The following is a 25,323-nucleotide window of genomic DNA, read 5'->3' as shown; positions in this document are numbered from 1 at the left end:
CAGCATGCTCGCAGCGACCCGCCGCGAAGCGGCATCCTGCAAGGTCTCGCGACGCGCGCTGGTGGGTGTCGGGAGGTTCGTCCTAGGCTGGCCGAGGACGGAAAGGCGGGGTTCCGGATGCAGCGGCGTGAGGTTCGGCAGGCTCGGCGACGAGCGGCTCAGAGGCGATGGCTGGCGGCACTGACCGCAGTCGCACTGGGGCTCAGTGGCGCGCTGGTCGCCACGACCCCCGCGGCGGCGGCGGCCGACGGTGACGTCGAAGTCATCAAGACGGCGAGCGTCACCACCGTTCAGCCGGGTGACACCTTCACCTACACGATCACCCTGACGTGTACTTCGCTGCTCGCCGGCTGCACGAACGCCTCCCTGGTCGACCAGGTGCCCGACGAGTTCATCGTCGACGACGTGTCGATCTCGGCGGGGCTGCAGGGCACGATCGCGCAGGACGGCCAGAGCGTGGAGGTGGACTTCACCGCTCCCCTGGCCGACGGTACGGTCGGCATTCCCGCCGGCTCGACCGGCGCGGTGACCATCCAGGTGCACGCCGACGAGGATCTGCCGTACTCCGCGAACGGCATCCCCGTTCCGAACACCGCGACGACGGATGCCGACACGCAGACCTCCGGCCCACTGTCCGACACCGTCGAGGTGACGCCGGTCATTCCCCTCGTCCTCGACCCCGAGGTCGACAAGACGATGTCGCCCCCGAGCGCTCTCGCCAACCCGGGGGAACCCGTGGTCGCAGACGTGACCGTGACCAACAGCTCGAACGCCGCCGTCGAGCAGCTGGTGATCAGCGATCCCGCCGACCCCGCCGCGGTGCCGAGCCCGTTCGATCAGCTGGACTTCACCGGGGTCGGCACGGTCTCCTATCCGCAAGGCGCCGACACCGCGCAGATCGTCTACATCACCGACGGCGGGCCGGTCGAGGGCACGCCCGCGACAGCGCCCGATCAGCCGGTGCCGCCGGCGGTGCCGGCAACGGACGTGATCGGCGTTCAGATCGTCTTCACCGACACCGACGGCTCGGGCATCCCGGTGGACGCTGCCGGCGGTGTGGAGATCGGCTTCGCGCATCCTGCCGACGTGGGAGACCTCGCCGGCAACCTCACCGTCACCAACATCGCCGAGGGCGAGGTCTCGCGAGACGGCGAGTCGCAGACCGACACCGGGTCGGCCACCCACCAGATCGTGGCGGCAGACATCGATCTGATCGCCGACAAGTCGTTCGATCCGTCCGAGGTCGCCGCCGGCGACACCTCGACCGCCACCATCACGGCGGGGAACGCGAGCGACTTCGATCTGGCGGAACTCACCGTCACCGAGCCCGCGCTCACCGATCCCGGCGACCCGTGGGCGGGCGGCTTCGACACCTCGATGGCCTTCGCCGGCTTCACCGCCGGCATCGCCTACCCCGACGGCGCCACCGGCGCGACGATCACGTACTACTACGACGACGGGTCCTCTGATGGACCGTTGGCGTTCGACGACGGGGAGGAGCCCCCGGCGCCGAGCGGAGACGTGGTGCGCTGGGAGATCACCTTCACCGGCGACATTCCCAACGGAGCTTCCACCGACATCCCCTTCGACGTGCAGACCGACCCCGACCAGGCGGGCTATCCCGCCACGCTGACCAACGTCGCCGACGTGTCGGGCACCGACCCGAACGGCGGAACCTCCACCGAGCAGGTGGATGCCGACCTGCTCGTGTACGAGGCCCACATCGAGGTGATCACCGGCAAGTCCATCTACCCCGACGCGGTGCTCGATCGTCCGGGCGAATGGGTGCTCGTCACGCTGGACGCGCAGATCGCGGAATTCCCGCGGTCGACGACGGACGCGACAACCATCGTGGTGCAGGATCCCGCGGTCGTGCCTGCGCCGATCGACGGCACCTTCTGGGACTTCTTCAACGCCACCGAGATCACCGAGACGGCGGTGCCCGACGGCGCCACGCTCACGATCACGTACTGGAACGGCTCCGCGTGGGTGCCGCTGCTCGACGAGGACGACCAGCCGGTCGTCGTCGAGGGCCCGACGGTGTTCAGCATGGACATCCCCGCCGACGAGCAGGACCTCATCCAGGGGCTGCAGTTCACCTTCACCGCCGACGACGGTCAGCCGTTCCCGCCGGGAACCACGGTCGAGCCGCACTTCACCGCAGAGGTGCGCGAGACCGAGCGCGACACCACCACGGTCGTCACGCCGCCTGCGCTGCTCGCCAACTGTGCGCTCGGCGAGGCCGAGGGTGCGGGCGGACTGCAGTCCACGCCCACCGACGACGACACAGCCTGCGCCGAGACGAACATCGATCCGTACGACCCCGACGGGGACGGTCCGGACGTCCTCGACAAGCAGATCGACCCGAACGTGGTGACTGCCCGGTCGCAGGCGACCGCGGAGATCACCCTCCACTGGTCCACCGGCGGACTGAGCGGCGTCGAGCAGGTCGTCATCCAGGACGAGGCAGCGCCGCCGCCCGCGCCGCCGGCACTCGGCGTGGCGGACTCCTTCTGGGATGCGTTCGACATCACGGGCGTCGCCGCCATCACCGATGCGATGGATCCGCACCTGGAGTTCGACCAGATCACCGCGGTGCAGCTGTGGGACGGCGACTCGTGGGAGGACCTCGAGAACGACCCGTGTCCGGCCGCGTGCGACGGCACGTTCCCGGGCGTGACGCTGACCGATGCCGATCGCCAACGCGCGCTCGGCATCCGCCTCCTCGTGGCGGAGAGTCCGACGCGCGCGCAGACCGCCGAGGGCGACCTGACCGCGCCTCCCGTCGGCAGCGGCGTCGCCCGTTCGTCGGGCAACGACCGCGATGTCGTCATCGACATCGCGCTGCGCGACTACCTGCGCTCCGATGCGAGCCAGCCGGTCATCGGCTCGCTCGACTACAACATCGACGACGCCGACCCCGCGATCGGCACCGTGCTCGACGTCGCGTCGGTGACCGGCACCGACTCCGCCGGCCAGGAGGTCATCGGCACCGAGGACTCCGACACGATCGCCATCCTCGACGTGCCCCTCAACGTCGACCTCACCAAGACCTGGTCCAACAGCCCCTTCGGCATCCCGCCGGACGGCACACCCCAGGATGCATATCCGACCGGGCGCGTGCAGCTGACGGCGACGAACCGCACGGCGGCGAAGGTCGACACGATGATGATCGCCGATCCGGGGCCGACCGCGGACGAGAATCCGTTCACGTGGTTCGATCTGTACGACATCCGGCAGATCAGCGTTCCGCCGGGCACCGAGAGCACGGTCGTGACACTGAGTCTCGACAGCGATCAGGACGGCGTCGTCGATGACACGCAGGACGTCGACGTGAGCACGGCGCTCGGCATGACCTCGGGTGAGCTCGTCGACGTGGTCGGAATCCTCGTCACGCACGACGGCCGCATCGACGCGGGCGCCGTCGCGGTCGTCGAGATGGATCTGCGCCTCCGCGAGGACGTTCGGGGACAGCCCGGCACCCGGGTGTCGGTGACGGACAGCCCTGTCGACAACCGAGCCCAGGCGACGGTCGACGACGCCGGCGGCGGGGCCGCCGGCAATATTCCCGCCGCCGATGCGGACGCATCGGTCACCCTCGCGGAGCTCGAGATCGGGGTCGAGGCGGGCAAGTCCTTTGCGCCCGACGTGCAGGTCGAGCCGGACGACGACCCGGTCGTGATGACCCTGACGGGTCAGCCCACGATCGAGACCTCGGCGCGCGTGGGCGGCATGGCGATCAGCGACACCGCGCCCACGTTCTGGAACGCCTTCGACTTCGTCGGCATCGATCCGTCGTTCACGCTTGCGACGCCCATCAACCAGGTGAAGATGGTCGTCCGCACAGGTGGTTCGTTCGTCGACATCGGATCGGGCGTCGTTCACGTGGGTGGCGCGTGGACCGCGGGGGAGTGGGTGGATGCCGCAGACCTCGCCGCGTTCATCGCGGATCCGCTGCCCGACGGGGCGAATGCCGCCGATGTGAACGCGATCCGGTTCGAGTTCCAGTCCGTCGACGGCACGGGAACCCCGGTGCAGTGGGAGAACCCGGTCAACCCGCTGCAGGAGGTGCCGGTGCTCGTGCAGCGCCGCGCGGAACTGCACACCGGAGGTCCGGTGCCCAGCGACCTTGCGGGCAACGAAGCTGCTCCCGGCGAGGCCGCCGCGGGCGAGTTCACCAACGAGACCAACGCGACGGCGTGTGCGATACTCGCCCCCGTCTGTGCGATCGGGCAGATCGGCACGGTCACGGACCAGGCGACCGACGTGATCTATTACCAGCACGCGACGACGGCGGTCGAGATCGACAAGCAGCCGACGGGCGTGTACGCGCCGGGTCAGTCGATCCCCTACGAGATCACGGTGACGAACACGGGCGACTGGCCCATCGTGAACCCGGTGATCACCGATGACCCGACCGCATCCGGCACGCTCATTGTGAACCCCGACGCGACCGATCCCTTCGCGTACGACCTGGAGGGCGCCGCGCCGGAACCTCCCACCGGGCTGGCGCTTCCCGAAGACGCCGCCTCGGTCACTGCATCCGTCGACGAGGCGACCGGCGCGATCACCTTCACCTTCCCCACGGGGTCGGTGCTGGAGGTCGGCCAGTCGTACACCATCTCGATCGACATGGTCTTCGCGCCCGGCGTTCCCGGCGGCATCCCGGTGGACAACGTCGCGACGATCACGGGCGACCGCCAGTTCGACAGCTGCAACGGCGGCGGCGTACCCGTCGACGAGTGTGCCGACACGGCGACGGTGACGCCGCTCATCGCGGGAGCGGTGCGCTCGGGCAAGTTCGTACGCGCCGAAGACACCGAGCTCGGCGCCTTCGACTATCGCGATGGAAGCGCCGAGGGATGCGAGGCACCGAACACCGGCGAGCTCGTCGACCCCGACGGTGAAGGCTTCTACTGGTTCCCCTGCGTCCCGCGCTCGAAGCCGGGAGACACCGTGCACTGGCGGTTCGGCGTGCAGAACACCGGCAACGTGGACCTCGATCGCCTCGTGATGGTCGACCTCCTTCCGACGCCCGGAGACACCGGTGCGATCAGCGACCTTCCGCGTGAATCCGCGTGGTCGCCGATCCTCGAGGCGAGCGAGCTCGTCCCCGTGCGGCTGCCCGACGGCGCGGTGATCACCTTCACCGTCACGACCGACCCCGGAGTCTGCGCCGACGACCTTTCGGCACCGGGCGCGCCCGGAGACCCGCTCGAGGCCTGCGGCGCAGGCTACTGGGTCGCACCGGGCTCGGTCGACCAGGCGCTGATCACCGGAGTCCGCACCGTCATCGACATGCCCGACAATCCCCTGGCGCCCGGCGAATCGATCCTGATCGACGCCCCGACCATCACACCTCCCGTGAGCGAGACCGCCGGCGACGACACGATCGCCTGGAACTCCGTCGCCGTCGGCGCACACACGACCGAGGAGCAGACCACCGCGGGCGGCGGCCAGGTGATGGTGCCGAGCGAAGGGACCAAGGTCGGCGCTGCGCTCGCGACCGGGGGCATCTCGGTGCGGAAGGAGCTGAGCGGAGACGGGATCGGCTATGCGCCCGACTCGTTCACCGTCGACGTCGTCTGCACGTCCGTCGGCGTCGAGATCGACCCCGCGGCGAGCGTCGTGGTGACTCCCGGCACGCCCGAGGTGGTCACGGGACTGCCGTGGGGATCCGAGTGCACGCTCAGCGAATCCGATCAGGGTCAGGCGGACTTCACCGTCGACCCCGACACGGTGATCGCGGTCGAGCCTGAACAGGGACTTGCGACCATCACGATCGACAATGAGTACCTCCTCGCCGGGCTCGAGGTGACCAAGACGGTGGAGAGCGCGGCGCTCGACGCCGATGGCGAGCCCATCGACTACGGCCCCTTCGAAGTGGGCGTGACATGCACCTATCTCGGCGCGGCTGTGTTCGCCGACGGGTACGACGCCAACGACCCGATGGAGTTCACGATCGTCGACGGCGACGTCGTCACCCTCGACGGGCTGCCCGCCAGTGCGGAGTGCACGGTGTCCGAGACCGACACGAACGGCGCGGCATCCACCACGGTCGCGAGCGCGACGGCCGACGTGACCACGCCGGCCGCGGACGGCACGTCGGCGACGATCGTGCTCACTCCCGACGCGGACGACGCCATCACGAACGAGGTGGCCTTCGTCAACGCGTACGACGTCGGTTCGCTCACCGTCGAGAAGCTTCTCGACCCGGTCGACTCGCCGTTCGCCGAGGGGCCGTACGCGGTTCACGTCACCTGCGTGCTGGGCGAGCTCACCACGTGGGACGGCGACCTGACGCTCGACGTCGACGCTCCCGTCATGATCGACGACATCGCGACCGGATCCGTGTGCACGGTCACCGAGACCGACGACGGGTTCGCCAGCGAGACCGTGATCGACCCCGCCGAGGTGACCATCGGCGCCGACGCCGCCGTGACGGTGCAGGTCACCAATATCTACGACGAGGGCAGCGTCACCGTGACGAAGGTCTTCGAGGGCGACACGCGCTGGGCAGCCGACAGCTTCGAGGTGACGATCATCTGCGTCGACCTGACCAGCGGCACCCTCATCGTCGACATCCCCGGCGGTCGCACCCGCACCCTCACCGCCGGCAGCGATCCGGCATGGACGGCCTCGTTCGAGCGACTGCCGGCTGGAGCGGCCTGCGCGATGTTCGAGTCCGAGACCGGCGGGTCGACGTCGAGCGAGATCGTGGATGAGAACGGCGAGCGGGCCGGCATCTTCCTCGTGGAGGCCGACGCGCAGCCGCAGTTCTCGGTCGTCAACACCTTCGCGGTCGGCAGCATCGCGGTCACGAAGTCGACCTCGGGCGACGGCGCCGACCCGTACGGCATCGGAACCTTCACCGTTCACCTCGATTGCACGTACCAGGGTGAGCCGATCGCGATTCCCGACGGCGCCGACCGCACCCTCGAGATCACGGCTGCGGGCGAGACCGACGTCGTCGTGTACGAGGCGCTTCCTCCCGGAGCGGAGTGCACGATCACCGAGCCCGACGACGGTGGCGCCAGCGATGTCGTGATAGATCCCGAGACGGTCACGGTCACCGTCACGGATGCCGATGATGACGGCACGCCCGAACCGGCCGAGGTGTCGATCGACAACGTGTTCGACCTCGGTGCGATCACCGTCGAGAAGGAGATCTCTCCCGGGCTCGGCGCCCGCTGGGCGATCGGCGAATTCGAGATCACCATGACCTGCGTGTGGCAGGGCGAGCAGATCGAGATCGATGAGCCGGTGCGCACGCTCTCGGTCGACGGTGGACTGTCGACGACCTACGAGGGTCTTCCCGACGGCGCCCTGTGCTCAGTCGAGGAGACCGACACCGCGAACGCCGAGGTGTCGATCAGCCCGACCGATCCGGTGACGGTCGACCCCGATGCGACCGAGCCGGTCACGATCACGGTGACCAACACGTTCGCCACAGGTGCGATCGATGTCGTGAAGGAGTTCGACGGCGCGGGCGCCGAGATCGGCGCCGACACCACCTTCGAGGTCGAACTCTCCTGCAGCTGGGAGGTCAACGGCGAGGTCGTCGACCTCGACCCCGCTCTCTTCGTCGGCGGTGCGACGCGTGAGCTCGACGCCGACAACGACTACAGCGCCTCGTACCTCGGGCTGCCGGTCGGCGCCGAGTGCACGCTCACCGAGACGTACGACGGCGGGGCGGGAACGGTCACCATCACCCCCAACGCCGGCGACCCGGCCGTCGGCACGGCGACCGTGGGCGAGGGCGACCCCGCGGTCATCACCGTGCTGAACTTCTTCGACTCCGGCCCGCTCGAACTGGCGAAGGTCGTCGACGGCGCCGGAGCCGAGTACTTCGGCCAGGGACCGTTCACGCTCCACGTCACGTGCACGCTGGCCGACGGCGAGCTGGTGCCGAGGGTGGTCTACAACGCCGACGTCGAGATCGGTGCCGGAGAGACCGTCACGATCGAGGGCATCCCCACCGGCGCGGTCTGCCGCGTGACCGAACCCGACGACTCGGTGGCCGACAGCCACGAGATCTCCGGTTCGCCGGCGACGATCGGGTCGTCCGATGACGAGGCTCCTGTCGTGGTCACCGCCACGAACACGTTCCTCATCGGCAGCGTGCGGGTGGACAAGCTCGTGGTCGGCGGAGGCGCCGACCAGTTCGGCGCAGGACCGTTCGAGGTGACCGTCGAGTGCATCGATCCGGCGAGCGGCATCGCTCTCGTCGACATCCCGGGCGGCGCCGTGCGAGAGCTCAACGCCGCCAACGGGTACGAGACGACGTACGAGATCCTGCCCGCCGGTGCGCTCTGCGGCATCGCCGAGACGGACGATGGCGGAGCGGACTCGAAGCGGCTTCTCGACGAGAACGGCGACGAGATCGGACTGGTGGCTCCCGGCGGCGGCACGAGGGTCGGGTTCTTCGTCATCCACCCCGGTGTCGAGCAGTCGTTCGTGCTCGAGAACACCTTCCTTCCGCCTCTTCCTGCGACGGGATCGGACACGGTGCCGGTGGTGGTGGCCGGCGGAGTCGCCGCGACCCTGATCCTCGGCGGTGCGGTGCTGATGCTCCTCACGCGCCGGCGGCGCCCGGTGTGACCTCCGCGCGCCCGGGCGTCACACCGCCGCGGTGCGGGCCTCGCGACGCGAGGCCCGCACCCGGCCGATCCAGATCACGAGGAGCCCGACGCCCACGATCGCGACCGCGATCCCGGCGATGTACGCCGCGACGCCGAGGTAGCCGCCGGGGACCAGGTTCGGGTCGAGGAACGGATACGGGTACCAGTACGACGTGCCGGTGGCCGGTGCGACGATGAACGGCGCGCGCAGGAGCGTGTACACCGCCCACACGATCGGGTAGATCGCGACGATCCCGACCGTCGCCCACCCGAGCGCGCGCCGGCGGGGCGCGAAGAGGACGTCGAGCAGCAGGATCACCGGGACGACGACGTGCAGCACCTCGTTCGACCACGGCACCGTCACTCCCTGGTCGAGAGCCACTCCGCGCAGCAGCGTGTTGTAGACGATGCCGGTGACGATCATGTACGTGCTCACGCACGCGAGGGCGATCGCGAGCCCGCGGGGCTCGGCATCGGCATCCCGGCCCTTCGTCCACGCCCAGATCGCCGCGATCGCCAGCACGACGGCGGCGGCCAGGTTCGACTGGATCGTGAAGTAACTCAGGAAATTGGTGATGACGGTGGGGATGTCGCCGGCGTAGGCGGTCTCGGCGGCGAGGGCGCGCTGAATGGTGCGCGAGAGCTGCGCGGCGACGGCGGCGAGCACGAGGCCGGTCGTGCCGATCCGCACGAACGGCCAGAGAGCATCCATCGGAGAGCGCTGCGTCATAGCTCGACCATATCGACGGCACACGCGGGTGTGACGGAGCCGGGTCGATAGGATGGGGTGTAACCGTCCGATAACGGGGGAGTAGCCCATGCCAGGCATCGTGATCGTCGGAGTCCAGTGGGGGGACGAGGGCAAGGGCAAGGCCACAGACCTGCTCGGGGACCGCACCGACTGGGTCGTAAAGTTCAACGGCGGCAACAACGCCGGCCACACCGTTGTGATCGGCGACGAGAAGTACGCACTGCACCTTCTCCCCTCCGGCATCCTGTCCCCGGGCGTCAACGCCGTGATCGGCAACGGCGTCGTGATCGACCTCGAGGTGCTCTTCGACGAGCTCGAGGCGCTTCACGCCCGCGGCCTCGACACCTCGCGCCTGCGCGTGAGCGCGAACGCGCACATCATCACGCAGTACCACCGCACGCTCGACAAGGTCACCGAGCGCTTCCTCGGCAAGCGCCAGATCGGCACCACGGGTCGCGGCATCGGACCGGCCTACGCCGACAAGATCAATCGCGTCGGCATCCGGGTGCAGGATCTCTTCGACGAGAACATCCTGCGCCAGAAGGTCGAGGGCGCCCTCGACGGCAAGAACCACCTGCTGGTGAAGGTCTTCAACCGACGGTCGATCACCGTCGACGAGATCGTCGACGATCTTCTCGCCTATGCCGAGCGGCTGCGCCCGATGGTCGCCGACACCGGGCTGCTGCTCGGCGAAGCGCTCGACCGCGGCGAGGTCGTCGTCTTCGAGGGCGGCCAGGCGACGATGCTCGACGTCGACCACGGCACCTACCCGTTCGTGACCTCGTCGTCGGCGACCGCGGGCGGCGCCTCGACCGGCTCGGGAGTCGGTCCGAACCGCCTCGACCGGATCGTCGGCATCGTGAAGGCGTACACGACCCGCGTCGGGTCGGGCCCGTTCCCCACCGAGCTGTTCGACGAGAACGGCGACTTCCTGCGCTCGCGCGGGTTCGAATTCGGCACCACCACCGGGCGGCCCCGCCGTGTGGGCTGGTACGACGCCCCGATCACGCGCTACGCGACCCGTATCAACGGCATCACCGACCTCGTGCTGACCAAGCTCGACATCCTCACCGGCCTCGAGCAGATCCCGGTCTGCGTCGCGTACGACGTCGACGGGCAGCGCTATGACGAAGTGCCGGTGAGCCAGTCCGACTTCCACCACGCCACGCCGATCCTGGAGTACTACCCGGGGTGGAAGCAGGACATCTCGGGAGCACGCACGTTCGACGAGCTTCCGATCGAGGCGCAGGAGTACGTCCTCGCGCTCGAGGCGATGAGCGGCACGCGCATCTCGGTCATCGGCGTGGGCGCGTCGCGCGATGCCGTGATCGTCCGTCACGATCTCGTCGACTGATGCTCGCGTGAAGTTCCTCCTGGGCGGGTACACCGCCGACATGGACGGCGCGGCGACGGGGATCGGGATGCTGCGCGCCGGCGCCGCAGACGATGCCTATGCCGGCGGTTCCCTCTCGTACGAGGGCGAGGTCGCGCGCGCCGACTCGCCGTCGTGGCTCGCGCAGCATCCGTCGCTCGATGTCGTCTACGCCGCCCTCGAGCGCACCGGAGCGGTGCAGGCCTTCCGTCGCACGGGCGAGGATTCGTACACGGCTCTCGGCGCCCCCGTCACGGCGGGCGAGGCGACCTGCCATGTCGCCGTCGCTCCGGACGGCGGGTCTCTCGTCGCGGCGTGCTGGAGCGACGGCCGCGTGGTCCGCATGGACCTCGATGCGACCGGCAGGCCCTCGGCCCCGGTCATCGCGCCCGCCGCGGTGGATCCGTACGATCCCGATGCGGCAGCGGCGCCGGAGGCGCTCGGCGGTGGGATCGACCTCGCGGCCGCCTCTCGTGCACTGCGCGAGGCTGCCGGAACCGAGTTCGCCCACCTCATCCCTGAGCACGATCGCGAGCCCGTGCCCGAACCCGCGGTGGCCGAGGCCGCGGCATCCGATCGCCGTCCGTCGCGCGCGCACCAGACGCGGTTCCTGAACGATGGGCTGATCGCGACCACCGACATGGGGCTCGACCTCGTGCGGTTCTGGCGCGTGGGCAGGCAGGGGCTCCGCGTCGTGCAGCAGGTCGTGCTGCCGAAGGGCAGCGGCCCGCGCCACATGGTGTTCCACCCGAGCGGGCACCTCTACGTCGTGGCCGAACTCTCGTGCGAGGTGTTCGTGCTCGCCGCCGCGGTCGACGGCTCGTGGCACGTGGTGGGCGGCGCTCCGCTCGGCGTCGGAACCCTGCCGGGCGATACCGCGGCCGAGCTCGCGTCGTCGCGCGACGGCGATTTCGTCTACGCCGGCGTTCGCGGCAGCAACACGCTCGCGACGCTGCGCGTCCGCGGCGACGGATCGCACCTCGAGCCCGTCGCGCTGGTCGAGGCCGGGGTCGACTGGCCCCGGCACCACGTGATCGTGCGCGACATGCTGCTGGTCACAGGTCAGCTCTCGAACGAGGTCGCCTCGCTCACCCTCGACACCCGGTACGGGGTGCCCGGGCGCGTGCGTCACCGCGCCGAGGTGCCGTCGCCGACCTGCCTGCTGCCCTGGAACTGAGATCTCGATACGGCGCTGGCGCGCCTACTCGATCTTGAGTCGCACCGCATCAACGCGGGCTGCGCTCGCATTGATCCGGCCCGGCTCAAATTTTCGCGTCCTGCTTCGGCAGGAAGACCTGCTTGATGATCAGCAGTATCGACGCGGTGACGGGCACCGCGATGAGAGCACCCAGCAGCCCGAGCAACGTGCCGCCGATCAGGGCGCCGATCACGACGAGCGAACCGGGGATCGCGATCGCCTTGCTCATCACCTTCGGGGTGATGACGTAGGCCTCGATCTGGATGTAGATGAGGTATGCGATCGAGAAGATCAGCGCCGTCACCGGATCGGTGAACAGGGCGAGCAGCGACGCTGTGATCCAGTAGAGCACCGGACCCACGAGCGGGATGATCGTGATCGCGAAGGCGAGCACACCCATGAGCAGCGGGAAGGGCAGCTGCAGGATGGCGTGGAGCGTGAACGCGACGATCGAGTTGAAGAACGCCAGCAGCACCATGCCCATGAGGTAGCTGCCGACCGAGTCGGTGATCTCGTTCGTCATCGAGCGCACCTTCGCGCGGTTGCGAGCGGGGGCGAACTGCGTCAGCGACTCCTTGATCGCGGGGAGCGAGGCGATGAAGTACAGGGTCAGGACGATGACGATGAGCCCGCCCGAGATTGCCGTGGCGATCCCTGCGCCGACCTTCAGCAGGCCGCCCGAGATGGCGGCGATGTTCGCCGGGTTGGTGATCCACGCCTCGAGGTCGTTGACCAGCGTTCCGAGTCCGGCCCCGAAGATCGTCTCGAGCCACGCGAAGAAGTCGGAGTCCTCGAAGTTCGCGATCGTGTCGGGGATGCCGGTGATGAACGCTCCGATCTGCTCGATGAGGGTCGGAACGACGAGCATGACGAGGCCCGCCAGCACGACGCCGAAGATGAGGAAGACGATCGTGATGGCCCACGGGCGCTTGACGTTGTGGCGCATGAACCACTTGATGACGGGATCGAGGCCGAGGGCCGCGAACATGGCGAACGCGATGTAGATGAGCACCGTGACGATGTTCGCGAGTGCGAGTCCGAGCAGCACCGCGGCCAGGCCGCCGAAGGTCAGCAGGAATCCGACACTGAACGGACTGTCCAGGCGCGCCCAGAACGGCTTGCCCCCGCGGTCGGCGGGGGCGGTGGCGGCGACCATGACGGCGCCGGTGTCGGCGGAGACGACGGTCGCGGCATCCGTGCCGGCGGCGGGGTCGGCGGAGAGAGGGCCGGATCCGGCACCCGCGGGCGGGTCGGCGGGCGTCGTCGCGTCAGTCATGGACTCACTCTAGGGGTGAGGTGACACGCGCCCATGCTGTGTGGCGAGCCTCGGGTATCGTCGAGGCACGAGGAGGACCCCTATGACCGAGGACCCGACGACCACCCTGCGACGCCTGCGCAGCAGCATCGACAACATCGACGCGTCGCTCGTGTATCTCCTTGCCGAGCGCTTCAAGGCGACCAAGCAGGTCGGCCACCTGAAGGCCGATCACGGGATGCCGGCTTCCGATCCCGCCCGCGAAGAGCAGCAGCTCGAGCGTCTTCGCCGCCTCGCGATCGAGGCCGAACTCGATCCCGCGTTCGCCGAGAAGTGGTTCAACTTCGTCGTGGCCGAGGTGATCCGCCACCACACCGAAGCGGCCGACGGGCGCTGACGACCCCGAGCCGGGTGCGTGTCAGCCGAGGCGCCCCTCGACTACCAGCACGCCCTGTTCGACGTCGACGGTGAGAGCGCTCAGGCGCACACCCGCGGGCATCGAGGCGTTGAGATCGATGACCTGACCCTGCGCAGCGCGGATGTGCGAACGTGCCGCCAGCAATGCGAGGGCGACGAACGGATTCGCGCTGCGCACCGAGACCCGCTCGACAGTCGCGGTCATGCGTCGGGGATCCAGGCGAACCACGGCGCGGGCGCGGGCTTTCGCCGACAGGATGCCGCGACGCAGTCGCGCCTGGCCGGACGCCTCGACGACCCCGCGCCGCTTCGCCCGCACGTCCATGTCGAAGTCGCTCAGTGTGAGCCGCTCGGCCGCGAGAGCCTGGGTGAGCACGGTGCGCAGGCCCTCGCGAGCAGCGTCCACGGCGACTCTCACACGGAAGCGCGCTCGCAGCTGATCGGCTCGGGTCTCGTCGACGCGCAGCCACAGTTCGCCGGCCGTGTCGGTGATCCACTCGACCGGTATGTCCTCCGCGTCGAAGGTCGCGTGCACCCGCACACCCCAGACCTCCAGGGGAGCGGCGATGAAGCTCAGACGGTCGATCTGCGCGGGTGTCGATGTCGCGATCTCGGCGTTGCGCGGGGGGACGGGCGGCGTCACCGGGTCTGCCGGCGGGGTCGCGGGCGTGCCGACCGTGAACCCGGTGAGGTCGAGGGCCGCACTCGCGATGCCGGGGTGCGCCCCGAACAGCGCGGTCACACCCGGCACCGATGCCCAGCCGTCGCGGGGTTCCTCAAGGGATCCGGTGACGATCTCCCACAGCCGTTCGGAGAGCTCGGCATCCGTTCGCGGGAGTGGTGCCGCGCCCAGGGGCGCGGCGTCCGACTCGTCCACGTGGGTCAGGCGCGTCGTCTCCATCCGCGCCACTCTAGCCGTCGATGCCCAACGGCCTCCGCTCAGGGCACCGCGCGGCGCAGCGTGCCGAACGCGATCGCGGCGAGGGCCGCGATCACGACGATGCCCCACAGCGCGAGACCGACCGCGCCCTGAGTCGCGAACCACGTGAAGACCTGCACCCAGGCCTCGAGGCGCCCGACGACGAACAGCGCCAGCACGAACAGGGCGCCGAGGCCGACGAGCACGACGGTGAGCCACAGGCCGCCCCATCTCTTGTAGATGGTCGCGGCCCAGAACCCGGTGACGAAGAAGAGCATCGCGCTGACGAAGTAGAAGAGCGCAGCGCCCAGGGGCCCGGATTCCCACACCCAATCGAGACGGAAGAACCAGCCGTTCATGCCCCAGCCGTTCGTCGCCGATTCGATGAAGCCGCCGACGACGAAGATCGCCGCGAGGATCGTCGAGGTGAGGGCCGCGGTGAGCAGGGTCCCGAGGTAGAACTCGCGCCGCGACACACTCATCGCCTGCGAGAACGGGAAGGAGAGGGTGAGCGCCTGCACGCCGACCGCCAGGAAGTACCACAGCGGAGCCTGCGCGCCCCCGCCGTACTTCGGCTCGTCGGTCGGGATCAGGGCGTAGACCGCGAGGCTCAGCAGGAAGGAGCCGGCGAGGATGAGAAGCGGGATCCAGATGTAGGTCTGCCGGTTGACCAGCTGCATGCGGACGACATTCAGGGTGCGGCTCATCGCAGGGCTCCTTCGTCGAGGGTGGAGGCATTCGTCGAAGCTTCCGCAGCGTGCTGGGTGACACGGACGATGAGCTGCTGAAGCGACACCGGCGCGACGTCGAGGCCGGCGGAGGCCAGGCGCTCGCGGTCGGCTGCCGTGAGCGTGCCGAGGACCGTCACCGAGGCCACGTGGCCGAGGGACTCGCGATGGATCACCTCGCGCCCCGCGACGAACGCGTCGACCGCCGCCGCGTCGCCGACGATGTTCGCGGCGCGATCGCGCACGGCATCCGTCTCCTCGTCCATGATGATCCGCCCGCCGTCGATCACGAGCACGCGTTCGATGAGGTTCGACACCTCGTCGATCAGGTGACTCGAGAGGATGACCGTGCGCGGGTGCTCGGTGTAGTCCTCGAGCAGCCGGTCGTAGAAGATCTGCCGTGCGACGGCGTCGAGGCCGAGGTAGGGCTCGTCGAAGAAGGTGATCTCGGCACGCGAGGCGAGCCCGATGATGACGCCGACCGCCGACAGCTGCCCGCGCGAGAGCTTCTTGATGCGCCGCTTCATCGGCAGCTGCAGCTCGGCGATGAGGCGCTCGGCGAGCTCCTGGCTCCAGTTCGGGAAGAACAGGCGCGCCATCTCGAACGCATGGCGGGGGAGGGCGTCGTCGGGATACTTCTGGCTCTCGCGCACGAAGCACATGCGCCCGAGCACGTGCGCGTTCTCGTACGGATCCTCGCCGAAGACGCGGACGTCGCCGCTCGTGGCGAAGTTCTGCGCCGTGAGGATCGACATGACCGTCGTCTTCCCGGCGCCGTTGCGGCCGAGCAGGCCGTAGATGGTGTCCTTCTCGATCGCGAAGCTCACGTCGTCGACGGCGAGCGTCTCGCGATAGCGCTTGGTGAGGTTCGTCACCTCGATCACGGCGGTCATCGGGGGTTCCCTTCGGTGGTGGGGTCGGATGCCGCGGCCCGCTCATTCAGGAGCGCGCGGAGGTCGGAGGCGTCGAGGCCCAGCTTTCGGGCCTCGGCGAGCAGCGGATCGAGGAAACGGTCGGCGAAGACGGTGCGCCGCTCGGCGAGGAGCATCGCGCGGGCACCGGGGGCCACGAACATGCCGATGCCTCGGCGCTTCTGCAGCACGCCCTTGTCGACGAGCAGGCCGATGCCCTTGGCGGCGGTGGCGGGGTTGATGCGGTAGAAGGCGGCGAGCTCGTTCGTCGACGGCGCCTGCGCCTCTTCGGCCAGGCTCCCGTCGATGATCGAGTCCTCGACGCTCTCCGCGATCTGCAGGAAGAGCGCCCTGCCTTCTTCGATCACACCACTCCTTCTTGGTCGGTTAGTTACTTGACTAACTAACCATGCAACAGGATCGGGCGCGTTGTCAACTATCGTCGGGATCGAACGAGGAGGTGACGGATGCCGGTGGCCTTCGTGCTCGGCGGCGGCGGCGTGCGTGGTGCCGTCGAGATCGGCATGCTGCGGGCGCTCTTGGAGCGCGGCATCCGCCCAGATGTGGTCGTGGGCACCTCGATCGGCGCGATCAACGGCGCGCTGGTGGCGAGCGACCCGACGCCGGGGGTCATCGACGCCCTCATGGACGCGTGGATGTCGCCCGAGGCCAACGCCGTCTACGGCGACTCGCTGTTCACGCAGCTGTCGCGGCTCGTGAAGACCAAGACCCACCTCAACTCGCCCCGGCCGCTGCGGCACCTCCTCGAACGCGCGCTGGGCGCCGATCGCCGGTTCGAAGACCTGCCGGTGCGGCTGCGGGTTGTGGCGGCGAGCATCGAGCGTGCCGCCGAGAAGGTGTTCGAATCGGGCCCCCTCATCGAGGCGATCCTCGCGTCTGCCTCGGTGCCGGGCCTCTTGCCGCCCACCCGCATCGGCGACGAGCACTACATCGACGGCGGGATCGTGAACTCCATCCCGATCGAGCAGGCGGTGGAGGTCGGGGCGAGCACGATCTACGTGCTGCAGGTCGGCCGCATCGAGACGCCGCTGGTCGCACCGTCGTCGGCCGTCGACACCGCGCGCGTCGCATTCGAGGTCGCCCGCCGGCACCGGTTCGCGCGCGACACGGCGAATCTGCCCGACGGCGTCGCTCTGCACGTGCTGCCCAGCGGCGGCTCGCTCGAGGGCGACGACTCGCTGCGGTCGTACCGCCGTATGGACACCGTGCGGCGACGGATCGATCAGGCGTACGAGGCGAGCAGTGAGTTCCTCACCGGCCTCGACCACCGCGCCGACGACCGGGGCTCGGAGAAGTGATGGGGCTGCCGCCGATCTGGGTGCGCCGCCTCGTGCTGGCGCCGCTCGTCGTGGTGGCCGCACCGCTGTTCATCGGGCTGATGCCGCCGCTGCTGATCGCGATCATCCTGGTGGCGTCGTTCATCCCCCGTCGATTCCGCTGGCCGCGCGCGCTGCTGCTGGTCGCGCTGTACCTGCTGTGGGACGCGATTCTGCTGATCATCCTGTTCGTGATGTGGATCGCGTCCGGGTTCGGGTACGCGCTTCGCAAGCCCGGGTTCGTGCGGGCGCACTATGCCATCGCCGCATTCGGGCTGCGCGTGCTGTTCTGGCTGTTCGGCGCCGTGCTGCGCCTGACGATCACTGTCGAGGCGGAGGATGCGTCCGACGGCGAGGCGGTGGCGTTCGACGAGCTCCTCCGCGCCGGCGCGCCGCTCGTCGTCGCGAGCCGGCACGCCGGCCCCGGCGATTCGTTCATCCTCGTCCACACGCTCATGAACCAGGTCGGGCGCCGCCCGCGCATCGTGCTGAAGGACACGATGCAGTGGGATCCGGCCATCGACGTGCTGCTCAACCGGCTGCCGACCCGGTTCATCACGCCGACCGGATTCTCGGCCACCCGCACCCGTGGGACGGGCGCCCATCCCATCACCGCGCAGATCGCCGACCTCGCGCAGGGTCTGGGGCCCGACGACGCGTTCGTGATCTTCCCCGAGGGCGGAAACTTCTCGGTGTCCCGGCGCCTCAGCCGCATCGATCGGCTGCGCGTGAGCGGCAACGAGACCTTGGCACTGCGAGCCGAGGCGCTCCAACACGTGCTCGCGCCGCAGCCGGGAGGGATCAACGCCGCGCTCGCGTCGTCGCCCGACGCCGATGTCGTTTTCATCGCCCACGCCGGCCTCGACGACCTCATCACCGTCCGCGACATCTGGCGGGCCCTGCCGATGGACAAGCAGATCACCCTGCACGCGTGGCGGATCCCGCGGAAGGACATCCCCGCGGATCGCGCGGAGCAGGAGGCGTGGCTCTACGACTGGTTCGCGCGCATCGACGCGTGGGTCAGCATCCATTCGCGGGATGCCGTCGACGAAGCGCAGCCCGAGGCGGGCGACGCGACGGACTCAGGAGGGTGAAACGGGCGGAGCAGTGCGGGGCGGCGGTGCATCGCCCGTTCCGCGCGCCGGGACCGGCCACGGAGCGGGAGCAGGCGCGGGTGGGCCGGTCTGGGTCGGGGTCGTCGGTGGGGCGGCCGCGGCGGGCGGCACCTGTTGGACTCCGGTGGTGAGCTCGAGCGAGACCTTCTTCTCGAGCACCTCGATCGCCTCGTCGGGGAGCAGAATCAGCCCGTCGAGCTCTTCGCGCACGCGCCGGTACGCCACCTGACGCTCGGCAGGCGTCGCCGCCTGATCGATCGCGACGGTCAGCAGCTTCTTCGCGGTGTCGAGGCGCTTGCGCTCGACGTCGGTGAACGACGAGTCGCGGATGCGCCGGGCATCGCGCTCGGCGACGTCGAACGCGACCTCGAAATCGGCGACGGCGTTGCGGTACTCGGTCAGCTGCTCGCGCGAGAGTCGCGCCTTCGCCGATGCCGGGCGCAGGCCGTCGGCGATGCGCTTGGCGCGCAGGAACGACGCCGTCAGCGGCTGGCGGCCGTCGCTCATCGCCGGGAACGCGATGATCCGGCCGACGTCGAGCTCGTACTCGAGCCAGCGCGCGGTCACGGCGTCGTGGGCGGCGAACAGGCGCTCGAGCTGCGTGCCGGTGGGGGCGGATGCTGACGCTTGCGGCACCGGACCGGTCTGTGCCGCCGCGATCGGCGTCGCCGCCGTCGGTGGCGAGACCGGCAGCGGACCCGTACGACCGCGCGCGGCCGCCTGCGCCGCCTTCAGCTCGGCCTTCGCGTGCAACACCTCGAGGCGGCGCTTGTGCCGGCGCCGGGCGCTGCGCTCCCAGGCGCCGCCGACCGAGGCGAGCACTCCGAAGAGCGGAAATGCCAGCCACCAGTAGTTCCCGAGGAACGTGAAGAACTCCCCCACCCTGTCATGCTAGCCGCACGCCTCAGCGTGAGAGCGGGGGCCGCGGCATCCACCAGCCGGGGAGCGGGATCATCCCGATGCGCGCCGGAGCCGGGCGCTCGGCGGCACCGGCCTGCCACTCGGCCTCGTCGAAGGCCACTTCGAGTGCGCGCACCGCCTCGCGGTAGCGCACGTACTGCTCGGGCGGGATCCGGTCACGCTCGGAAGCGGGTCGTGCGTCCTGCGCCGCGCGCTGCGCGCGGAGGAACGCGACGGTGGCGGGATGCCGCGAATCGAGCATCTGCGGAAAGGCGAGCGCCTTCGCCGGGTCTGTCTCGTACGCCAGCCACCGGGCGGTGACGGCGTTGTGGGCGGCGAACAGCGTGGCGATCGGCAGGGGATCGGACGCGCGGGTGCCGTGGTACTGGACGCTGGCCGCCTTGACGCGGGCGCGCGCGGCGCGGAGGCCGAGCGCTGCGGCCTTCTCGGCGCGCTTGGCCTCCTGCATCCGCGCCCGGGCGTCGTTCATCGCCGCGGTTCCCAGCACAGCTGTGCCGAACGCCGGGGCTCCGGACTGCGCGCGGGCAGCGAGCACGTTCGCCTGGGCCTCGCTGACGCGGGCGCGGGACGAGATGAGTGCCCGGTAGGCGAGCGCATGCTCGTGGCGGGCCGCGTCGAGTTCGAGACGCCGCGCGCGACGACTGCGCGTCGTCAGGCCTGCGTAAGCGCCGGCTCCGGCGGCGACGGCGGCCGGAACCGTCCACCACCAGGTCTCGAGGATGAGGAGGAAGGGCTCCACCCTGCCATGCTAACGCCGGTCACCCACGGGCGCCCCCGACGGTGGCGGGCTCAGCCGAAGAGCAGTGCGAAGACGGTGGCGCCGCCGCCGACGAGGATCAGGGCGACGATCGTCACCCAGGCGACGACCTTGATGCGCTTCTGCCGCGTGTCGTTGAAACCGCTGTATTCTTCGTCGTCCGGCGCCATGGGGTCCAGTCTAGGGTCGTCGCCCCAAGGTCGCCTCCGCGCGCTGAGACTCCGTCGCCGAGCCGCCGGCAGTTCACGCCGCCCGTCAGCTCACACCGGTCGCACTTCACGCCGCTTCGAAACGACGCGGTGACTTCGAGACGAGTCTGGTGGGTTCGACCATCTCGCCCGTGAGGGGATCCGGAGGTGGATGCAGCCAGTAGGTGTCGGCGCCGGTCACGGGATCGCGTGTCCGGCGAATCCGCCAACCCTGATTGTGCAGGCGGAGGTGGCAGTTTCGGCACAGCGGGATGCCGTCATCGACGTCGGTGCGCCCGTGGTCTTCCCACCAATGGTCGAGGTGATGGAACTCACACTGCGAGATCGGCGCCGCGCACGACGGCCACATGCAGCCACCGTCGCGCGCACCGATTGCGATGCGCTGCTTGCGGGTGAACAGCCGCAGCTCGCGGCCGATGTCGAGGGGTCGGCCATCGGTGTTCCAGAACACCGGGACGGCGCCGGAATCGCAGAGCCGGGCCTCTACAACACCTGCGGGAATCGCCGCGCCTCCGTCTTCGCAGTGCCCGACGCGCGTCAGGGTCATTGCACCTCGCTCGTCGCCGTCGGTGATCGCCGACGAGTCGACGATGATGCGCACGCCCGGCTGCCGATCGCCGAACGCCTGCTGAGGGTCGGCGTTGGCGCCGGTGCGCAATACGGCGACAAGAGTGTCGTACTGCAGCTGCTCGTTCGTGCGTTCGTCGGATTCTGCCGCGCGGGTTCGGTCACCGGCATCCGCCCCGACGAATCGTGGCCCGCGGCGCGGACGCAGCGCAGCCTGCAACAGGGCGTCGACCCACGCGCCGGCTTCGTCGTCGAAGAGGATGTGCCCGTGACGCTGCCCCTGTGCGTCCGTCCAGGTGCGGAACGAGCGTGCCGCGAACCGCTCTTCGAATCGCAGTGTCACCCCGACCGGGTCGAGCCGATCGCGCGCGACGCGCGCCTGATTGCGCAGGTCTTCGACCGCCTGCGTGGCGGCCTCGTCGAGGAGCAGCTCCACGGCGCGCCCCCACGCCTGCGGCAGGAAGTCGGGGTCGAGCTCGGGGTAGCGCTCGACCGGCGGCTCGCCGAGTCCGGCGCGGATCGCCTGGAACTGCGCCTGAGACAGAGCCCCGGCGGCGAGAGCGTCGCGCAGTCGCTGCAGCCACGCCGCGGAAGTCGCAGGGGCGGGGGTCGCGGCATCCACCCCCTCCGCGACCGGCGCGACCGGTGCGACCGGTGCGACCGGCGCGAGTTCGGTACCCGCCTCGACGGCGCGAACGACGTCGGCGCGGGCGAGTCCGGTGATCTGCTGAACGAGCGCCGTTCCCGTGCGCAGACCCTTGCGTTGGGCCAGGCCTTCGTACCCGAGGTCGCGCGATGAGCGGCGCGACACCTCGGTCGACGCCGCGGCCACGATCAGCTCGAGCGCTTTGCGCGTGTCGGCAGCGTCAGCGAGCAGGCCCAGCAGCTCTTCGTCTTCGAGAGTTTGGATGTCGATGCCGGGATCACCGAGCCGCTGGGAGATGCGCGCAGCAGCGTCGGTCAGCCGCGTTGCGGGAGACGTTGCTGCCGAGAACCTCATAGAACAAAGATACGAAGGGGTTCCGACATTCCGGCTCTGATCAGCGGGCCGTGAAGCACGTAAAGGTCACGAAGAGGTAACGGTTCGGGCCTCGCGCTACGCTGCATTCCTCGAGAACGTCGCGCTCACCCAGAGCCCGGGCGCCGGCGTCAGACCGCGGGCTCGGCGATGACCGGGCCGAAGGCTGCGGGCAGCGTCGCGGTCGACAGGTCGCGCAGTTCGCGCAGCGGCACCGTGAACACGCCCTGCACCTCGAGCGCCGGCTCGTCCCCGTCGGCGGCCGGGTCGGTCACGCCGATGCGCAGCACCGGGTAGCCGCGTCCCTCGCAGAGTCCGCGGAACTTCACGTCGTCTTCGCGCGGCACGCTCACGATGACGCGACCGGTCGACTCGGAGAAGAGGGCGGTCGCAGCATCCACGCCGTCGCGCTCCATGATCTCGCCCAGCCACACACGAGCGCCCACGCCGAAGCGCATGACCGCCTCGGCGAGTGCCTGTGCGAGGCCGCCCGACGACAGGTCGTGCGCGCTCGAGACGAGCGACTGCTGCGATGCCGCGTGCAGCAGATCGCCGAGCTTGCGCTCGTTGGCGAGGTCGACCGCCGGCGGGCGACCGCCGAGGTGGCCGTGCACGGTGCCGGCCCACGCCGAGCCGCTCAGCTCGGTGGCCGTGACGCCCAGCAGGTACACGTTCTCGCCGGCATCCTGCCAGCCCGACGGGATGCGGCGGGCGACGTCGTCGATGATGCCGAGGACGCCCACGACGGGTGTCGGGAAGATCGGCTGGTCGCCGGTCTGGTTGTAGAACGACACGTTGCCGCCGGTGACCGGGATGCCGAGTTCGAGGCAGCCGTCAGACAGGCCGTCGACGGTCTGCGAGAACTGCCACATGACCTCGGGGTTCTCGGGGCTGCCGAAGTTGAGGCAGTCGGTGACGGCGGTGGGCTTCGCGCCCGTGACGGCGACGTTGCGGTACGCCTCGGCGAGGGCGAGCTTGGCGCCCTCGTACGGGTCGAGCTGGCAGAAGCGGCCGTTGCAGTCGGTCGCGATCGCGAAGCCGAGACCGGACTGCTCGTCGACGCGGATCATGCCCGCGTCGTCGGGGAACGACAGGGCCGTGTTGCCGAGCACGAAGTAGTCGTACTGGTTGGTGATCCACGCGGTGTCGGCGAGGTTCGGGCTGGCCACCAGCTGTAGGAACTGCCGGCGGAGCGTGTCGGGGTCGACCGCGCGCGTGAGCGCCGAGGCCGAGTCGTCGCGGAGGGCGTCGACCCACGTCGGGTACGCGACGGGGCGATCGTAGACGGGGCCGTCGACGGCGACCGTCGACGGGTCGACGTTGACGATCTCTTCGCCGTGCCAGAAGATCTGGAGGCGTCCGTCGCCGGTGACCTCGCCGAGCACGCTCGTCTCGACGTCCCACTTGTCGACGACCGCGAGGAAGGCGTCGAGCTTCTCGGGGGCGACGATCGCCATCATGCGCTCCTGGCTCTCGCTCATGAGGATCTCCTCGGGCGTGAGCGTGGGGTCGCGCAGCAGCACGTTCTCGAGGTCCACGCGCATGCCCGAGCCGCCGTTGGCGGCCAGCTCGCTCGTCGCGCACGAGATGCCCGCAGCGCCGAGATCCTGGATCGCTTCGACCAGCTCGTCGCGGTACAGCTCGAGGCAGCACTCGATGAGCACCTTCTCGGCGAACGGGTCGCCGACCTGCACGGCCGGGCGCTTGGTCGGGCCGGTGCTGTCGAACGAGTCGGAGGCGAGGATCGAGGCCCCGCCGATGCCGTCGCCGCCGGTGCGGGCGCCGAAGAGGACGACCTTGTTGCCGGCGCCCGTGGCGTTGGCGAGCTTGAGGTCTTCGTGGCGGAGGACGCCGACCGCGAGCGCGTTGACGAGCGGGTTGCCCTGGTAGACCGAATCGAAGACGGTCTCGCCGCCGATGTTGGGGAGCCCGAGGCAGTTGCCGTAGAACGAGATGCCGCTGACGACGCCGTGGACGACCCGCGCGGTGTCGGGGTGGTCGATCGCCCCGAAGCGCAGCTGGTCCATCACGGCGACCGGGCGCGCGCCCATCGAGATGATGTCGCGGACGATGCCGCCGACGCCGGTCGCGGCGCCCTGGAACGGCTCGATGTAGCTCGGGTGGTTGTGCGACTCGACTTTGAACGTGACCGCCCAGCCCTCGCCGATGTCGACGACGCCGGCGTTCTGACCCATGCCGACCATGAGGCGCTCGCGCATCTCGTCCGAGACCTTCTCACCGAACTTGCGGAGGTAGATCTTCGACGACTTGTACGAGCAGTGCTCGCTCCACATGACGGAGTACATCGCCAGCTCGCCCGAGGTGGGGCGGCGGCCGAGGATCTCGCGGATCTGCGCGTACTCGTCGGGCTTGAGCCCGAGCGCCGCATACGGCTGCTCCTTCTCGGGCGTGGCGGCGGCGTTTTCGACGGTGTCGGCGACAGAGGTCTGAGAAGGATTGGTCACGCGGCTGAGCTCCAGAGAACGAGGGATGCCGGACGGCACAAGTCTATCCGGGGCTCTCGCCTTCGCCCGCCCCGCTACGAGGTGCCGATGACGTCGACGGCGAGACCGGCGGATGCTGCAGCCAGGCGCCGGTCGTTCGTCCACAGTTCCTCGCACCCCGCGAGTTCGGCTGCCGCGAGGTGGAGGGCATCGACGGTCTTGAGTCCGGGCGATGCCGCGCGCAGTTCCGCGGCGCGCATGTAGGCGTCGAGGTCGACGGCGACCATGTCCCAACCGGTGAACAGCCGGTGGTACGCCTCGATGACGGGGTCATCATGCGAGCGAATCGGCGCCACGAGGGCCTCCATCATCACAAGTGGGCTGAACGCGAATGGCATCACGGGATTCCGGAAGAGCGCCCGAGCACGACTTCCGCGTGGCCCTGGGTCTTCGATCGCGTAGATCGCGAGGCACGTGTCGACATAGATCACGCACCGGCCTCACGCATCTCGCGGATCCCGGCCTCGATCTCGTCGCTCGTGCGTCCGCCCGTCGGCGGACGGTATGTGGCGAAGAACTCGGCGAGCCTGTTGCCCGAAGCAGTTGCGTCACCCGATTCGACGGGGACGATCCGCGCGACGGGCTTGCCGCGCCGCGTGATGGTGACCTCGGCACCGGACTCGACCGAGGCGATCAGCCGGGACAGGTTGTTCCGCGCTTCGAGGATGTTGTACGCCGCCATGGCGGCATCCTACGCCCGACCTAGCCAGGTTGCTAGCCAGG

General features: G+C 69.6%; 19 protein-coding genes. 6 read left to right on the top strand and 13 right to left on the bottom strand.

Annotated elements, in window-relative coordinates:
- The first annotated feature begins 117 nt into the window (after positions 1-117).
- Positions 118-8,601 carry a DUF5979 domain-containing protein gene (locus tag FFS15_RS15425; protein WP_137845935.1) on the top strand — a complete coding sequence of 2,828 codons (8,484 nt, stop codon included), beginning with the start codon at positions 118-120 and terminating at the stop codon, positions 8,599-8,601.
- Between the two features lie 18 nt (positions 8,602-8,619).
- Here the strand turns inward: FFS15_RS15425 and FFS15_RS15420 are convergent, their stop codons facing one another.
- Positions 8,620-9,351 (bottom strand): Pr6Pr family membrane protein, encoded by a 732-nt coding sequence (locus FFS15_RS15420; RefSeq protein ID WP_249354111.1) that lies wholly within the window; start codon positions 9,349-9,351, stop codon positions 8,620-8,622.
- 88 nt (positions 9,352-9,439) lie between these two features.
- Here FFS15_RS15420 and FFS15_RS15415 point away from each other — a divergent pair, with 88 nt between their 5' ends.
- Both FFS15_RS15415 and FFS15_RS15410 read left to right on the top strand, forming a co-directional pair.
- On the top strand, positions 9,440-10,726 hold the full coding sequence (locus FFS15_RS15415) for an adenylosuccinate synthase (protein ID WP_137845934.1): 1,287 nt from the start codon (positions 9,440-9,442) through the stop codon (positions 10,724-10,726).
- A 7-nt stretch (positions 10,727-10,733) separates the two neighbouring features.
- Positions 10,734-11,921 carry a beta-propeller fold lactonase family protein gene (locus tag FFS15_RS15410; protein WP_137845933.1) on the top strand — a complete coding sequence of 396 codons (1,188 nt, stop codon included), beginning with the start codon at positions 10,734-10,736 and terminating at the stop codon, positions 11,919-11,921.
- 85 nt (positions 11,922-12,006) lie between these two features.
- On the opposite strand, the gene FFS15_RS15405 is transcribed toward FFS15_RS15410, so the two are convergent.
- A complete protein-coding gene (locus FFS15_RS15405; RefSeq protein ID WP_137845932.1) occupies positions 12,007-13,218 on the bottom strand; it encodes an AI-2E family transporter in 1,212 nt (403 codons plus the stop codon).
- A gap of 82 nt (positions 13,219-13,300) precedes the next feature.
- On the opposite strand from FFS15_RS15405, the gene FFS15_RS15400 reads away from it, so the two are divergent.
- Positions 13,301-13,594, top strand: coding sequence for a chorismate mutase (locus FFS15_RS15400; RefSeq protein WP_137845931.1), 294 nt, complete (start codon positions 13,301-13,303; stop codon positions 13,592-13,594).
- Between the two features lie 21 nt (positions 13,595-13,615).
- On the opposite strand, the gene FFS15_RS15395 is transcribed toward FFS15_RS15400, so the two are convergent.
- Genes FFS15_RS15395 through FFS15_RS15380 form a run of 4 tightly spaced genes read right to left on the bottom strand, consistent with a single transcriptional unit; the run spans position 13,616 to position 16,540 of the window.
- On the bottom strand, positions 13,616-14,515 hold the full coding sequence (locus FFS15_RS15395; protein ID WP_137845930.1) for a hypothetical protein: 900 nt from the start codon (positions 14,513-14,515) through the stop codon (positions 13,616-13,618).
- A 38-nt stretch (positions 14,516-14,553) separates the two neighbouring features.
- A complete protein-coding gene (locus FFS15_RS15390; RefSeq protein WP_137845929.1) occupies positions 14,554-15,240 on the bottom strand; it encodes a hypothetical protein in 687 nt (228 codons plus the stop codon).
- On the bottom strand, positions 15,237-16,154 hold the full coding sequence (locus FFS15_RS15385; RefSeq protein ID WP_137845928.1) for an ABC transporter ATP-binding protein: 918 nt from the start codon (positions 16,152-16,154) through the stop codon (positions 15,237-15,239). Before FFS15_RS15385 ends, FFS15_RS15390 begins: the two co-directional genes overlap by 4 nt.
- Positions 16,151-16,540, bottom strand: a complete 390-nt coding sequence (locus FFS15_RS15380) for a GntR family transcriptional regulator (RefSeq protein WP_137845927.1) — start codon at positions 16,538-16,540, stop codon at positions 16,151-16,153. The genes FFS15_RS15385 and FFS15_RS15380 overlap by 4 nt, the downstream gene beginning before the upstream one ends.
- A gap of 99 nt (positions 16,541-16,639) precedes the next feature.
- Between FFS15_RS15380 and FFS15_RS15375 the strand changes: the two genes are divergently transcribed.
- Both FFS15_RS15375 and FFS15_RS15370 read left to right on the top strand, forming a co-directional pair.
- Positions 16,640-17,491 (top strand): patatin-like phospholipase family protein, encoded by an 852-nt coding sequence (locus tag FFS15_RS15375; protein WP_137845926.1) that lies wholly within the window; start codon positions 16,640-16,642, stop codon positions 17,489-17,491.
- Positions 17,491-18,603, top strand: a complete 1,113-nt coding sequence (locus FFS15_RS15370; protein ID WP_137845925.1) for a 1-acyl-sn-glycerol-3-phosphate acyltransferase — start codon at positions 17,491-17,493, stop codon at positions 18,601-18,603. Before FFS15_RS15375 ends, FFS15_RS15370 begins: the two co-directional genes overlap by 1 nt.
- Here the strand turns inward: FFS15_RS15370 and FFS15_RS15365 are convergent.
- The 7 genes from FFS15_RS15365 to FFS15_RS15340 form a co-directional block, all read right to left on the bottom strand.
- Complete coding sequence (locus tag FFS15_RS15365) at positions 18,592-19,506, bottom strand: hypothetical protein (RefSeq protein WP_137845924.1); 915 nt, start codon at positions 19,504-19,506, stop codon at positions 18,592-18,594. The two genes, FFS15_RS15370 and FFS15_RS15365, sit on opposite strands and share 12 nt — an antisense overlap.
- A 22-nt stretch (positions 19,507-19,528) precedes the next feature.
- Complete coding sequence (locus FFS15_RS15360) at positions 19,529-20,284, bottom strand: hypothetical protein (protein WP_137845923.1); 756 nt, start codon at positions 20,282-20,284, stop codon at positions 19,529-19,531.
- Positions 20,285-20,334: 50 nt separating this feature from the next.
- Complete coding sequence (locus tag FFS15_RS18695) at positions 20,335-20,472, bottom strand: hypothetical protein (protein ID WP_171013233.1); 138 nt, start codon at positions 20,470-20,472, stop codon at positions 20,335-20,337.
- A 106-nt stretch (positions 20,473-20,578) separates the two neighbouring features.
- Entirely contained in the window at positions 20,579-22,078 is a 1,500-nt protein-coding gene (locus tag FFS15_RS15355; RefSeq protein ID WP_137845922.1) for an HNH endonuclease signature motif containing protein, read from the bottom strand.
- 149 nt (positions 22,079-22,227) lie between these two features.
- The gene (gene purL / locus FFS15_RS15350) at positions 22,228-24,561 is read right to left on the bottom strand and encodes a phosphoribosylformylglycinamidine synthase subunit PurL (RefSeq protein WP_137845921.1); all 2,334 of its coding nucleotides are present in this window, start codon (positions 24,559-24,561) and stop codon (positions 22,228-22,230) included.
- Positions 24,562-24,635: 74 nt separating this feature from the next.
- Entirely contained in the window at positions 24,636-25,031 is a 396-nt protein-coding gene (locus FFS15_RS15345; protein WP_137845920.1) for a PIN domain-containing protein, read from the bottom strand.
- Positions 25,028-25,282 (bottom strand): type II toxin-antitoxin system prevent-host-death family antitoxin, encoded by a 255-nt coding sequence (locus FFS15_RS15340; RefSeq protein ID WP_137845919.1) that lies wholly within the window; start codon positions 25,280-25,282, stop codon positions 25,028-25,030. The genes FFS15_RS15345 and FFS15_RS15340 overlap by 4 nt, the downstream gene beginning before the upstream one ends.
- Positions 25,283-25,323: the final 41 nt, after the last annotated feature.

The organism is Microbacterium sp. 2FI (genome assembly GCF_005502885.1).
In the GTDB taxonomy this organism is placed as follows: Bacteria; Actinomycetota; Actinomycetes; order Actinomycetales; family Microbacteriaceae; genus Microbacterium.
The sequence above is the reverse complement of the archived record's forward strand: the minus strand, read 5'-3'. Positions and strand labels throughout refer to the sequence as shown.